This is a genomic window from Paenibacillus paludis (assembly GCF_042610515.1).
Taxonomy (GTDB): Bacteria; Bacillota; Bacilli; order Paenibacillales; family Paenibacillaceae; genus Paenibacillus_AQ.
On the sequence record NZ_JBGJZP010000007.1, the window covers coordinates 346,647 to 360,818 of the forward strand.

At 50.7% G+C, this 14,172-nt stretch carries 12 protein-coding genes; 3 read left to right on the forward strand and 9 right to left on the reverse strand.

What is annotated here, in order from left to right; all coding sequences use genetic code 11:
* Positions 1-280: 280 nt before the first annotated feature.
* Positions 281-3,295, reverse strand: a complete 3,015-nt coding sequence (locus ACAN56_RS16515; protein ID WP_379144203.1) for an S-layer homology domain-containing protein — start codon at positions 3,293-3,295, stop codon at positions 281-283.
* A gap of 286 nt (positions 3,296-3,581) precedes the next feature.
* Between ACAN56_RS16515 and ACAN56_RS16520 the strand changes: the two genes are divergently transcribed.
* Complete coding sequence (locus ACAN56_RS16520; protein WP_379144206.1) at positions 3,582-4,097, forward strand: GNAT family N-acetyltransferase; 516 nt, start codon at positions 3,582-3,584, stop codon at positions 4,095-4,097.
* Positions 4,098-4,182: 85 nt separating this feature from the next.
* Positions 4,183-4,914, forward strand: a complete 732-nt coding sequence (locus tag ACAN56_RS16525; protein ID WP_379144209.1) for a ZIP family metal transporter — start codon at positions 4,183-4,185, stop codon at positions 4,912-4,914.
* A 112-nt stretch (positions 4,915-5,026) separates the two neighbouring features.
* Here the strand turns inward: ACAN56_RS16525 and ACAN56_RS16530 are convergent, their stop codons facing one another.
* The 4 genes from ACAN56_RS16530 to ACAN56_RS16545 all read right to left on the reverse strand — a co-directional run bounded on the left by ACAN56_RS16530 (position 5,027) and on the right by ACAN56_RS16545 (position 8,630).
* Complete coding sequence (locus tag ACAN56_RS16530) at positions 5,027-5,935, reverse strand: aldo/keto reductase (protein WP_379144211.1); 909 nt, start codon at positions 5,933-5,935, stop codon at positions 5,027-5,029.
* A gap of 127 nt (positions 5,936-6,062) precedes the next feature.
* Positions 6,063-7,019 (reverse strand): aldo/keto reductase, encoded by a 957-nt coding sequence (locus ACAN56_RS16535; protein ID WP_379144322.1) that lies wholly within the window; start codon positions 7,017-7,019, stop codon positions 6,063-6,065.
* 307 nt (positions 7,020-7,326) lie between these two features.
* Entirely contained in the window at positions 7,327-8,175 is an 849-nt protein-coding gene (locus ACAN56_RS16540) for an AraC family transcriptional regulator (RefSeq protein WP_052091844.1), read from the reverse strand.
* A 143-nt stretch (positions 8,176-8,318) separates the two neighbouring features.
* Positions 8,319-8,630: a (2Fe-2S) ferredoxin domain-containing protein gene (locus ACAN56_RS16545; RefSeq protein WP_076114424.1), complete on the reverse strand. Its 312-nt coding sequence runs from the start codon at positions 8,628-8,630 to the stop codon at positions 8,319-8,321.
* A gap of 344 nt (positions 8,631-8,974) precedes the next feature.
* Here ACAN56_RS16545 and ACAN56_RS16550 point away from each other — a divergent pair, with 344 nt between their 5' ends.
* Positions 8,975-10,150 (forward strand): YsnF/AvaK domain-containing protein, encoded by a 1,176-nt coding sequence (locus ACAN56_RS16550; RefSeq protein ID WP_038586747.1) that lies wholly within the window; start codon positions 8,975-8,977, stop codon positions 10,148-10,150.
* A 130-nt stretch (positions 10,151-10,280) separates the two neighbouring features.
* On the opposite strand, the gene glpX is transcribed toward ACAN56_RS16550, so the two are convergent.
* From glpX to ACAN56_RS16570, 4 genes are all read right to left on the reverse strand, one after another.
* The gene (gene glpX / locus ACAN56_RS16555) at positions 10,281-11,276 is read right to left on the reverse strand and encodes a class II fructose-bisphosphatase (protein WP_038586750.1); all 996 of its coding nucleotides are present in this window, start codon (positions 11,274-11,276) and stop codon (positions 10,281-10,283) included.
* 14 nt (positions 11,277-11,290) lie between these two features.
* Positions 11,291-12,133 carry a pyruvate, water dikinase regulatory protein gene (locus tag ACAN56_RS16560; protein ID WP_038586753.1) on the reverse strand — a complete coding sequence of 281 codons (843 nt, stop codon included), beginning with the start codon at positions 12,131-12,133 and terminating at the stop codon, positions 11,291-11,293.
* A 17-nt stretch (positions 12,134-12,150) separates the two neighbouring features.
* On the reverse strand, positions 12,151-12,771 hold the full coding sequence (locus ACAN56_RS16565) for a helix-turn-helix transcriptional regulator (RefSeq protein WP_052092453.1): 621 nt from the start codon (positions 12,769-12,771) through the stop codon (positions 12,151-12,153).
* A 341-nt stretch (positions 12,772-13,112) separates the two neighbouring features.
* Positions 13,113-14,063, reverse strand: a complete 951-nt coding sequence (locus tag ACAN56_RS16570) for a DMT family transporter (protein ID WP_038586760.1) — start codon at positions 14,061-14,063, stop codon at positions 13,113-13,115.
* Between the last annotated feature and the right edge of the window lie 109 nt (positions 14,064-14,172).

Genomic DNA, 14,172 nt, shown 5'->3' on the forward strand with positions numbered 1-14,172 from the left:
ATTTTCTGCAATCATACAAGAGCAGAAGGCGATGGGTGATACCCGGGAGGCGTAGGGCTCCAGTCTGAACCACTGCTTTTTAATTACATAATCCAGTACTGTCTAGCATTCCGGGATCTCAGGTGCTTGATTACGTTATTCCTCATTGCAGCAAAAGTCGGAAATCATACGCAGAAGCTATAACAAAACGGAGAAGCTATAGCTACACCAAACAGCCAGGCTCCGGGAAGCCTGGCTGTTTGGTGTTAATTTGTACGTATACTTGAATCTGCTTAATGAACTATTCGTTTTCTCTTGCAATCTGATTAAAAATTTCATGAAGAGCTTTTATGGCTTCGAGCCAATCTGCCGCAGTTGCTTCGGTGTTGTTTATAACGGCTTTGGCAGCAGTTACAGCTTCCGCAAGGCCGGGATGAGTTGAGCCATCCAGCAGCATTTTATCGGCTAGTTCAACAGAATCAGGCAGCGCGGTGAATACACTAGGAACCGTAATAATAATTTCTTTGGTAACCGCGGAAAAGTCGCGTTTTAATTCCAGTTTGATGCTATAGTCGACAGGATCTGCGGTGCCGTTGTAATTCATGTACCATACCGCGTAATCTCTTAGGATGTATACATCATCAGTCACTGTGGATGGGCCATCATAATTCAACACAGTTACGCGGAGGTCTCTTGGCAGCGGCTGCTGTGGATCAGGCAGATAAACGACATCTCCCACAGTCATTGTGCCAGGCAGTACTTTATCCTTAAATGAAGCGGCGACCGTTGTTTCCAGTTCAGCATATTGTGCTTCCGAGTAGACAGATATAGGTACAGCATGGCTCTCCGAATGGTTCGGTTTCTTTAAGGAAATATAGACAGTGGTGCTGTCTGCACCGAAATCAAGACCTGTCAGCTTAACGCTGGTTGAGCCTTCGGCCACTGTTGCAGTTTGCAATAACTGGCTGTGGTCAATCTCGTCTGCGTAGACAGAAACCACATCTCCGGGTGCAAGGCTTCTCACATTTACAACGTCATTGGCACCGGCATGATTTTCTACACTCAGGAAGTTTGTATTAACAGTAGGACTCTCAGTATCCTGACCATTGTCTTGATCAAGATCAGACTTTGGAGCCGTGTCTGTCAGCATGTTCTTGTCCACAAAGGTCAATTCGCTGCCGGATATGTTCATATCAAAAACGTACCAGTATAGCATCTTGGTGTCTGTAACAGGAATGTGGTACGTTTTAACAGGCGTAGCATTGTGGCCGTTGTAAATTTCTACTTTGGCACCGGAAGCGGTTAAAGTGTTCGCTTGGGCTGTGCCGTTTCCGCTGAAGTTGTGAACGAAGAAGGTGTACTTTCCATCCACACGTTTACGAATGGTGGTCGTCTCCGGGCCGTAAGAATCTACATCATCATGGTCCAGATCGGCATAAGTTTGATTATTATAACTATATACTCTATCGCCGTACCAGGTATGGAATGACTTATTATTGGGTGCAGCGCCAATCAGATGTGAATCTTCATCCAGCGGAAGCAAGTCCCAAGTGAGTACAATTCGAATTTCGTCGCTGGCTGGGATTTTGATTGCTGTGGCATTCTGGTTAATATTCTTATGAGTGCTCAGCGAAGCACCAACAACGTGAGTAGTAATAAATCCGGATTTCGATAATTCACCGGTGTAAACGCCAGGGGCCAGATTGGCAAAATATTTACCTGCCGCATCCGTAACCACAGTTGCTGCGATTTCGCCTGTAGTTGCTCCGAGGCCTCTACGGAAATGGATTGTCATATCTGCTACGGGCTGATCGTCTACATCCGTAATTACGCCTTCGAAGCCATACACTGTCTCTGTCACAGTGCCTGGATTGCTGCCGTTTGAACCGCCGTTTGAACCGCCGTTTGAACCGCCGGATGAACCACCGGACGAACCGCCGGATGAGCCGCCTCCGGAAACAACCGGAGTGCCGATGACAGCTGTAGCATTATTGCCGTAGGTTACATGCTCAGGAGTCTGGGCAAGAGTTGAACCGTTGGCATTGATTGAGGCAGTGCCAATGGATCCTGTTCCGGTTACTCTGGCAATGGCATTTAGAATTAGAGCATTGATGCGGGCTCCGCCTGTAATGTCAATTCCCGTATTTCCGGCGCCGGGAGCCACTTGAAGCTGGCCGATCGAACCGGAACTCAGGTTTACTTGAATGGAGGTTGCCATAACATCCACCGTCTCGAAGGATCCGGCTAAGGACACCTGTGCATTTGCCGGAATTGCTGCGGAGAGATCGACATTGCCGAAGCCGCTGCCTGTGCCGCTGCCTTCTTCCAGTAGCGCGCCGGATTGCAGCGTGATCTGTTCAACCGAGCTGGCACCTTCAGTAACGATTCGGATACTTCCGTCTTTTTTATTGACAATGACGGTTACCAGGACTGAATCCACTACGTGGATACTGTTTTTACCGCCTCCGGCAATGGTAGTGGTGCCTTTAACAGTGACATTCTTTAGCGTCACATCACCTTTGCCAACGCCTTCACCAATCACCAGATCACCTGTGATAAGCGTGTTGTTCAGTACAACTCCGGGCGCTTCAATATATACCGAACCCTTTACTGTAGTAAGACCTGTCTCCGGGCCATAGTTCCCGGCTTTGTCATAAACGACCTTTTCAGAGGAATTGGCCGCTGCAAACTTCAATGCACGGTCAAGCACACTGACTGCTTCTGCTCTGGTGGCTGTGTCGAGCGGTCTGAATTTTTGATCATTTCCACTCATAAGGCCGGCTTGGGCAATGGCATTAATCTGGAGCTTGCTCCACTGGTGGCCTACAGCTGTATCCGAAAATGCAGCAGGTGAATCGGTGGCGCTCAGCTTAAGAATAGAGCTCACAATGGCTGCCATTTCTTCACGGGTAAGCGGCTGGTTAGGTCTAAACGTCTGATCAGTGTATCCTTTTATGTATCCTGCGGCAGTTGCTTTTGCAATATCCGCGTAGAACCAATTAGATGCTTTAACATCTTTATAAGCAATTTCCGCTGTGTTTGTATAACCGAAAGATTTGTTAATCAATGCTGCAAATTCCGCGCGGGTAATCTTGTGGTCAGGCTGAAGGGTTCCATCCTGATAGCCTGAAAGTAACCCTTGCTGCTGCCATTCTTTTAAGACGTTCTCTGACCAGTGGCCGGATATGTCCTTTGCTGCAACGGAAGTCCCGGAAGCACCGGATGCGGCAAAAGCTTGACCAAAGGACATTAGATTCAAACAAATACATAATAGTACAATAAGAGTATTTCTGCGTACCTTGTTCTTCCTTCTCAATACGACACCAGCTTTCGTTTAATAGTACTTTTATAAAGGTGAATAGTTAGGAGACTACCCCTCCTTTGAAAAAAATAGGTCTACCTAAGTGATATTAGCTTTTTATTGTAGATAAAAGTAGTTTTTTGTAAAAAAATAGGCGTATTGAACGATAAAATTGCGCAAAAGCGAAGGGTGAAATAGGTTTTTATATTTAAAATATTAAAAAATATATTATGCTAATTCAAAGAAATGGCCTATAATCTGGCATAAATATTCCAGTTCAGACCGAGGAGGGATAACCCCTATGTACATAAGAGTTCTTAATTCTGCCGATGCGGAAATATACCGCGAGATTCGGCTGCAGTCGTTGTTGAACCATCCTGAGGCTTTCCTCAGCTCCTATGAAGCGGAGTCGGGAATGCCGATAGAGACAACCCGGGCCAGGCTTCAGGCGGTAGACGGCAAATTCACACTTGGCGGCTTTAATAGGAGGGAGGAACTGGTTGGTGTAGTCACATTTGTCCGTGAGAGCAGAGACAAGATCAGCCATAAAGGCAATGTATACGCCATGTATGTGAGTCCCTCGGCACGGAAGCAGAAGCTGGGGCATTTGCTGATGACGGAGCTGATTGCGAGGGCCAAGCAGTCTCCGGGAATTGAAATCCTTAATTTGGCAGTGTTCTCAGATAACCTTCCAGCCATCAGGCTGTACCAATCGCTGGGATTCACCTGCTACGGAACGGAGCGGAAAGCGGTGAAGCTGAAAGGCAGTTATCTGGACGAAGACCTGATGACCTTGCCGCTGATCCCATCACCCTAGAGAAAAATCAACAAGCAGACATAATGAAAGCTGCCGCAAGCATAAGCTTGTCTAAAAGGTCCTGTCCATAAAAGGGGTTGAAGACTTGGCGACTGCGCTGCTTGGCAGCTTTTTATCGGCGATGGCGACTGTTCTCGGAGTGGTTCCCATCCTATTTGTGAAAAAACTTTCCGAGATGTGGAAGGATGTGCTGGTCGCCTTCACCGCCGGAATTATGGTTTCTGCGTCTACCTTTGGCCTAATGCCTCAGGCGATGAGGGAGTCGGGGATCATCGCTCTGACGCTGGGACTGATTACCGGTGTGCTGCTGCTCGATCTGATCGAGAACAACATCCCGCATATCGACGTGGAGAACAAACCCGGATTCACCAACATGGATTCCAAGGCGCTGCTTGTTTTGATCGCATTGTTCATCCACAACATTCCCGAGGGTCTCAGCACAGGTTTCAGCTATGCCAGCGAGCAGGCCAGCCTGGGTCCTATGGTGGCAATTGCCATTGGTGCACAAAATATGCCGGAGGGACTGATTCTGGCCATCTTCCTGATGAATTCGCAGGCAACCCGGCGAAAAGCATTATTTATGGCCGGGTTAACCGGGCTTATGGAGATGGTGTCGGCAGTCATTGGCTATTGCACGGCCAGCTATTTGCATAATGCCGTAGGTTACGGACTGGCTTTTGCTGCCGGAGCCATGCTCTTCATCGTCTATAAGGAGCTGATTCCCGAGAGTCATGGTCATGGCTATGAGCGGCCCTCCACCTATTCGTTTATCTTCGGACTGCTCGCCATGCTGTACATTACACAGTTTTTTGGCTGACGTAGAGGATATTATAGATATTGGCTTAATTCAGCAGAGTTTGATGAAGAAGAGGCTATCCCGGCTGCGGCAACAGTCAAGGGATAGCCTCTTCTCTTCTTCGTGTATTGAATTAAAGGTGTACTGTGTAGCGGTTTGGTTTGCTTACGCTACGGACGGCCTCAAGCTCCTGCGGAGAGAGCGGGGAGGCCGTGGCGGCTGCAATATTCAGCTGCAGCTGCTCCAGACTGCTCGCGCCGGGGATGATCGCGGCCACAGCGGGATGCGCCAGCGGATAGTGAAGCGCTGTTTGCGTCAGGGTGCGGGAACCGGCGGATTGCTTCATCAAATGCTCCTGCAGCCCAGGCAGTTCCCCGGTTTCATAATCAAGGTACGCCTTGCCTGTCCGGCTGCGACCTTGCTCGGTCAATATGCCTCCGGCCAGCGGCCCCCGGGCGATCAGGCTGATTCCATGCTCCGCCAGTAAAGGCAGGATCTCTTCCTCGGGCCGTCTGTCCAGGATGCTGTATTGGCTCATCACACTAATAATAGCGGAGCGCTGCACGTATTCCCGGATCACATTGGGGCGGATCGAGGAGATCCCGTAATAACGGATGAGGCCTTCCTGCTTCAATTCTTCAAAAGCCTCTATCGTCTCGTCGATGGGGTCCTGGATCGTTCCTCCGTGCAGCTGATAGAGATCGATATAATCTGTCTGCAGCCGGCGAAGGCTCTCTTTTACTGCTGATTTAATATAGGCCTTGGAAGGGTCCCAGCTCCAGCCTTCTTTGCCGGGGATTCTGCGGTTGCCGACCTTCGTAGCCAGGATGACGTCCGCACGCCGATGGCGCACCGCGTTGCCGATGATTTCTTCATTCCGTCCCTCATCATATAGATCCGCAGTATCCAGGAAATTAATGCCCTGCTCCAGCGCTTCGTGAATGATCGCCGCAGCATGAGTCTTATCGGTCCCCAGGGACATGCAGCCAAGGCCCATGGCACTTACATATAAATCGGATTGGCCCAAACGGTTTTTGTTCATTCTGCAACCCTTTCTGTGCTGTTTTTGTGTCCATTATACCATTCCTATGCCAAAAGACGGCCATTGCGCGCCGTCTAGCCAGCTGGCTGTATGGGCGCGATTGCCGTCTTTAGGATTAAGCTCCGGGTTATCCCTGCAAAATCTTTTCGATTTGTTCCAGCTCTTCCGCGCTTAGCTCAGGGGCGTTCAAGGATGCCACGGCATCTTCGATCTGGCTTACCTTGCTTGCGCCAATCAGTGCCGAGGTGACTTTGCCGCCGCGAAGCACCCACGACAAGGCGAGCTGCGACATCTTCTGGCCGCGTGCGGCTGCCAGCTCATTCAGCTTGCGTACCTTAACGATGACCTCTTCGGTAATTTCCTTCTCTGAGAGGAATACGCTGGGGCCAGCTGCGCGGGAATCCGCAGTAATTCCGTTCAGATAACGGTCGGTCAGGATGCCTTTTTGCAGCGGTGAGAAGGCGATGGTGCCGATGCCTTCTTCGGCAAGCACATCCTGCAGGCCGTCTTCAATCCAGCGGGACATCATGGAGTAGTTGGGCTGGTGAATCAGGCAAGGTGTGCCCAGACGGCGGAGGATTTGAGCGGCCTCGCGCGCCTGCCCGGCACTGTAGTTGGAAATGCCGACATACAGCGCTTTGCCTTGGCGCACCAGGAGATCCAGCGCACTCATGGTTTCCTCCAGCGGCGTGTTCGGGTCCGGACGGTGATGATAGTAAATATCCACATAATCAAGGCCCATCCGCTTCAGACTCTGATCAAGACTTGCGACGAGGTTTTTCTTCGAGCCCCATTCGCCATAAGGGCCGGGCCACATATAATATCCGGCTTTGCTGGAGATGATCAGCTCATCACGGTAAGTAGTGAAGTCCTTCTTAAGAATTTGGCCGAAACTCTCCTCGGCAGAACCTGCGGGCGGACCATAGTTGTTGGCGAGGTCAAAATGGGTAATTCCCAGATCGAAGGCCCGCCGGACCATTGCGCGGCCGTTCTCAAAGACGTCATTGCCGCCAAAGTTATGCCACAGCCCGAGTGAAATGGCAGGCAGGAGCAGGCCGCTTCGGCCGGTGCGGTTATATTTCATCTGGTCATAGCGTTCAGGATTCGCGTTGTACAATTTGTTTTCCTCCTAAAAGTTTTGTAAGCATCAGCTTCCTCGTGTCACTTCGTACAAAACTTGCCTCGGAAGCGTAAGCTAAGTTTTATGGAGCATTACTTTCATACATCCTTCGCAATAAAACTCGCTTCGGAAGCATCACTAAGTTTTGTAAGCATCAGCTTCCTTGTGTCACTTCGTACAAAACTCGCTTCGGAAGCGTTTACTACATTGCCGGGTACGTTCCTATTGTAGCGAAAGCACGGCGACAAACGTATGTCAGCAAGGAAGAAGTTTATAGAACAATGTCATTATCGGCATGCTGGAGGCGGTATCCTTTGGGGGAACATCCCTTGACCTTCTTAAACATGCGGGAGAAGAGCAGCGGGTCCTGATAACCGACGGAACGCGAGATCTCACCGATGGTACAATCGGTTTCTGTCAGCAGCTCGCAGGCCTTGGCGATCCGGTAATTTAGCAAATACTGCTGCGGCGGAAGGCCGATGGCCCGTTTAAATAATGCGGATACGTATTTACGGTCCAGCCTAAGGGAAGATGACATCATCTCCATCGTGAAATTTTCACAGTAATGGGCATGCAGGAAATGGAGACATTGCTCGACGTAAATGCTTTTTTGGCGCGGAATCGGGAATATATCCTTGGCCGCCGGTACCTTGCTCAGCAGGAGAGAGAAGAACTCATACATCATCGCTTTGAGCGGCAGATTCAGGCAATCACTGCGGTCCGCTGCCTCTGTCAGCCGATCATACAGTGAGGGCATAAGCAGTTCATCCATCGGAAAGACGGGATGCTCCGGCGACAGCGAGGTTTTGGACAGCAAGTGTTCAATTTCTTCTCCGGTAAAAGCTATCCATGAATAATTCCAAGGCGTATTCAGGTCAGCCGCGTAATAAGTCACGATATGCGGATAGGTCAGAAAGGCCTGACCCGCCTGAAGTGTATGTGTCTCTTCACCGACGGTCACCTTGCCGGTACCTTCGTGGATGAAATGGATTTTGTACAAATCGCGTACACAGGGTCCAACGGTATGACCGGGGGCACACTGCTCCCGTCCCCAATAATGAAGATGAAGATCGGAATTCCCCCGGAACGGACGCTGTGAATTATATTTGAATATGGCCATGCTTCAGCCTCTTTCCTGTATGAGGTTGTCCTGGACAACGCCCGGGATATGCTCCCATTATACAATAGATTCGAAACGGCGGATAAACCGCAAAAAGTCCCAGCCCCCTTTTGGAGGGGGAGGGACTCGCAGAGCAGGCTGGATTAAGCCTCCATTTTCAGCATCACCAGCTCTTCCACAGGCTCGCCGTTTACCAGATGCTCTTCCACGATGCGCGGAACATCGTCTGTCGTCACATTGTAGTACCAGATGCCGTCAGGGTAGACGATAACAAACGGTCCGTTGCCGCATAGCCCGAGACAGCTGGTTTTGTTGATTTTAACCGTTTTATGGATGCCTTGCTCTACCAGCTGTTCCTTGAATGCCTGCATAACATCCTCTACCTCCTGATTGTTGCAGTGCTCGCTGCAGCAGAAGAGCAGATGTTTTTTTAACACCTTTAAACGCATATTCATGGTTAAGCCTCCTCGATCTTGCGGGAATTGTGGACGTATCTTTAGGAGGAGTATAGTCTCTTTTGCAAACTCTGTAATGAGGTAGAGAGCATTGTTCTCAAAGGCTACATATATAGGATAAATCCGGGAGATTAGTGTTAGATTAGTTGACTTTCCAAGCAGATGTTTGAACAAAAAGTGTCATTTCCCTTATTTCCCAGAGTATTTCCTGTTTGAGAAATATAATTGAGGACTCTCCTTTGAATTTAAAGTAAAGCAGTTTAGCGCATGATCGATTGGTTAATTAAGAGCTATGAAAGAATGAATATGCAACATCAAACTTTAACTATCAGGAGGGAATCGTTATGAATAAGAAAATAGTAGGTGTATTTTATACCGAGCATGAAGCTTCACGGGCAATTGAAGACTTGAAGAACCAAGGATTTCTGACAGAGGATATCTCCGTGATTGCCAGAAACAAAGATGATGTTGACGCGATTAACAATGAGATGGGCACCAAGGCGCCAGAAGGTATGGCATCCGGTGCGGCTACCGGCGGTTTGCTGGGCGGTGTCACCGGGCTTCTTGCAGGAATCGGGGCGCTGGCCATACCGGGAATTGGACCGATACTCGCCGCAGGACCGATTGCCGCGACATTGGCAGGAGCTGCTGTTGGTGCAGGAACCGGCGGACTGGTCGGTGGACTGATTGGTCTCGGCATTCCTGAGGATGAAGCGGAAAGTTATGATAATTATGTAGATGAAGGTCGTATTCTGGTTATGGTGGATGTGGATAATACACGGGCCGAAGAGGTATATTCTGTGTTCCGCAGCCACAATTCAGCCAATGCCGACCGTTATATGGATGATAATATGGCAGCAGGAGATGTTACGGGGACGGCCCGCAATTCTGTAACAGACACAGTGGATGCTGCATTTAACGGATCAGGGCTGGAGGGACGTCAGGATACGGGGCTGGATACAATGAATTCTGCTCCTGTTCATGATCTTCCTGAAACACGGGCGCTGGATGATGTGAACCGGCCGGGAATGACAGGGGATGTATATTCCGGAACTCCGGATGGCATAGCGAATTTGGATCGAACCGGATCAGATCCATTCACGGATGAGGATGAAGCCCGCAAGCTGCGCCTGCGTGAGGAACAGCTGGATGTGTCCAAGAACAAGGTGCAGACCGGTGAAGTCCAGGTGCGCAAGGAAATTATTGAAGAGCAGAAGACGATCAATGTACCGGTTACCCATGAGGAGATTGTAATTGAGCGAAGATCTGTCAATAATGACTCTACGGATACCCCCATCGGAAAAGATGAGACAATCCGCATTCCTGTAAGTGAAGAGCAAGTCGAGGTCCGCAAGAACACGGTAGTTACCGGTGAAGTGGATATTCATAAGCGTGAAGTCCAGGGCACTGAACAGGTTAAGGATACAGTGAAACGCGAGGAAGCCCGGGTGGACAAAACAGGCAAGGTGAAGCTCGATTCCAGCGATGAACTGCTGAGAGACCACAGCCGGATGCATTAAGCGAAAGTTTCCTGTTTAACTCCGGTCACTATAACTCAAAACAAGGTTTCCCCAAGGTCCTTTTCGGGCCCCGGGGAAACCTTGTTTTGATGTTATGAAGGAATATCCTCTGCGCTACAGGTTAGGCTCTTTACATAAAAGCCGCATTCGGTCTGGCCGAGTAGCCCTGCGGAATCTCCTTGCCGGGCAGGAAGTGGATGCTGCGGATATAACGGATCGTCCGGCTCTGTGACCGCATGATGACAGAATGTGTCTCGGCGCGTTCCTTGCCGATGAAGCGGACTCCGTTCAGGAATTCACCGGAGGTGACCCCGGTAGCGGCAAAGATAACATCGCCCGTCCCGACCATATCCTCCATGGACAGAATGCGTGTCGGATTGTCGATGCCCATATGCAGGCAGCGCTGCATCTCAAAAGGGCCCTCCGGCAGCAGTCTTCCCTGGAGCTCACCGCCGAGGCATTTCAGCGCGGCGGCAGCAAGCACGCCTTCGGGCGCCCCGCCGGAGCCCATGTACAGATCCACATCGCTGTCCGGCAGCGCGGCGGCGATAGCCCCGGCCACATCGCCGTGGCCGATCAGCTTGATCCGTACGCCCGCTTCGCGCAGGCTGCGGATCAGCTCCTCATGCCGCTTGCGGTCAAGCACCATCACCGTCAGCTCGGAGAGCGATTTGCCGGTGATCATGCTGGCCTTGCGCAGCGTAACCCCGGCAGGATCTGCGAGGCTGAGCCTGCCGGCCAGCTCGGGGCCGCAGGCGAGCTTCTCCATATAAATGTCGGGAGCATGCAGCAGGCTGCCCCGGTCGGCAATGGCAATCACCGACTGGGCGTTGTGCAGTCCGCAGGCTACCACCTCGGTGCCCTCCAGCGGATCAACAGCCACATCAACGGAAGGGCCGCTTTTGTTCCCGACCCGTTCTCCGATATAGAGCATCGGTGCCTCATCCATCTCGCCTTCGCCAATGACGACAGTCCCGTCAATGGAGACGGAATCGAACATGGAACGGATAGCAGTCGTAGCAGCATCATCCGCCGCATGTTTATCGCCCCGGCCAATCCAGCGGGCCGAGGATAAAGCGCCCAATTCAGTTACCCGTACAATCTCCAGTGCCAATTCGCGTTCCATATGCTTTCCCTCCATTACATTTTTAGTGTGGATGTTTCCGGTGTTTCCGGAGAATCGGAGATATACCCCATAATAATTCCCGCTGTCTCCTCAATGGCTTTGTTCGTAATATCTATGACGGGGCAGCCCAGCTTGGCAAAAAGCCCTGCTGCATACTCCGTCTCTTCCTGAATGCGTTCAAGGCTGGCATATTGGGAGCCTGCCGGCAACCCCAGCATCTTAAGGCGTTCCGAACGGATCTTCAGCATATATTCCGGCTTCATCGTAAGGCCGATGATCCGGTTCGGCGGCAGACTCATCAACTGCTGCGGCGGGCCAATCTCGGGGACAACAGGGTAATTGACGACCTTCTTGCCCCGGTGGGCCAGAAAAATGCTGAGCGGAGTCTTGGAGGTGCGGGACATGCCGAGCAGCACAATATCGGCCTTAAGCATCGCGCCAAGATCGCGTCCGTCATCACTGGCAACCGTGAATTCGATCGCTTCGATCCGCTGGAAATAATCTTCGTCGAGCTGATGCAGCAGTCCCGGCCGGGCTTGAGGCGCATCGTCGAAAGTGTCGATGAAGGCCTGCATCATCGGGCCCATAATATCGACAATCCTCAGGTCCAGCCGGACAGCCTCTTCACGGATCATCTCCCGGAGCTCCGGCTGGACCAGTGTATAGGCGACAAAACCTTGCAGCTGCGCCGTTTCCTCCATCAGTTTCCGCAGTTCGTCCTCATGTCTTACATTGCCGTATCTTCTGATGGTAACCCGCTGATTCTGAAATTGGTGAATGACAGCCTGCACAACCGCCTCCGCCGTATCTCCTATCGAATCTGAGCAGATCGTAATGAAGTGTGAAGATTGCTCCATGCGTTTCGATTCCTCCGTTATCCTTTGGCTTCTAGATCGAGGAGAAGCTTTACGATGGAGGTTTTGGTCAGGCGCCCTACCACGTCAAGCTTGGGGCCGGTTTCCTCCGTGCCGCTGGGCACAACCACCGGCAGACTGTCTACCTCGTGAACAATCATTTTATGCGCGGCCTCAAGCACCGGGTCATCGGGAGAAACGGTTACTACCTTGGGCTGGCGGGTCATTACCATACTCACCGGCATGGATACTGCGCCGGGATTGCCGAGCGTTACCTTCAGAAAATCTTTGCGTGAGGCGACACCGGCCAGTTTGCCGTCGCCATCGCAAATAATAAGCGTGCCGACATCCTGCAGGAACAGTGTAACCACGGCATCCTGAATGGTTGTCGTCTCGCGGATAATAATCGGGATACTCTGGATATCCCTGACTCTGGTTTCCTGCAGCAGAGAGCTGCTGCCTTGACGCTGAGCTGCTTTCTTGCCGGGGAAATATCCGACCTTTGGCTTGGCATCAATGTATTCCAGCATGACCAGGATGGACAGGTCGTTGCGGATGGTCGGCCGGCTGAGATTCAGGGTTTCCGCAATTTGGTCGCCGGTAATCGGCGCTCTTTTTTTTACAATGTCAATGATTTGCATTTGACGGGATGTCAGTTCAATCACAGGTTTCCTCCACTTTCCGGATACAATCAGGTGCTCCTCTATAGAAAAGGAGTTCTGTTAAGCAAGATCCCCCTTTCAATTAGACGTCCTAATGGTAATAAAATCCCCTAACTTGGTTATATAATACGCAATAATAATCAATTATGCAACATATAGTATGTCATATATAATAATTTTTTTGAATTTTCATTTCAGCCATGAGGAACAGTAATGAACTGAGCTGCGTTGAGAAATAGGGAAGAGAACAACAGAAAAGCCTGGAGCCCATTTTTTTTCAGGGGTCCAGGCTTTTCTCTTGTTTAGGAAATATACAATATTTATTCCTGTGGAAGAGCCTCAATGCTTCCTTTTTGAAGAATCGGGGCAGGCGGTTTTTGTTTGAAAATCAGCTGTTTCAGCGCTCCCGCATTCACAAGCACGGTTCCGGCAATGATGGTGAATACCCCGAGGACGGTTATCCAGCTTACTGCTTCCCCGTAGAATACAAGACCCACACCGACGGCGATCGGCGGAGAAATATACAGCCAGGTCGATGGAAAGACGGGATTAGTCTTGGCGACGAGCCAGTAGAACAAGGTGTGTCCAACCATGGAGCCGATAACGGTCAGGTAGAGCAGTGAGCCGGCGGTTTTGAACGAGAGCAGAAACCCGGGATGCACATTTTCGGTGAAAAGCGACAGGATGAACAGGAGCGCTCCGCCATATATCATTTGTGCTGCATTCAACGCGACGGGTGAAACCTCGGAAAAGGTTGTGGTTACTTTTTTGGAGTAAATTGCCCCCGCCGCATAGCAGCATTCCCCAATCAGCACAGCAGCGCAGCCGATGAGCCACAAGGGGGAGACATCAATCGCCAGACTGGGCAGAACCAGCAGCAGAACGCCGGTGAAGCCGATGATACAGCCGTAGATCGAATACGACGGAGCTTTTTGACGGAACAAAGCGGTCTGCAGCAGCAGAATCATCATCGGTCCGGTAGCTGACAGCACGGCGGCAAGCCCGGAGGATACATGTTGCTCTGCCCAGTACAGCCCGGCGAAGGTTCCGAAGGTCAGTGCGGCGCCGGTGAACAGCATCTCTTTGCGCAGTAGCAGGGAGAAGCTTGCTTTGCCTTTCCAGACCATCCAGAGGAACAATATTGCTCCTGCCATAAAGAAACGGATTCCTGCTGAGAAAAAAGGCGGCGCTCCGGCATCCACACCAATTTTAATCGCTAAAAAGGTAGTGCCGAAGATCAGACAGACAAGAGAGTAAGCCAACAGAATCATATCCAGTTCCCCTTTGTAAAGTTAATATGGCAGCCTAGTAGAATCATTTTGTTAATCATATAGGGGTGGGGACAGAACAGATTGCAGACAGCAGAACAGATGAGAGGAA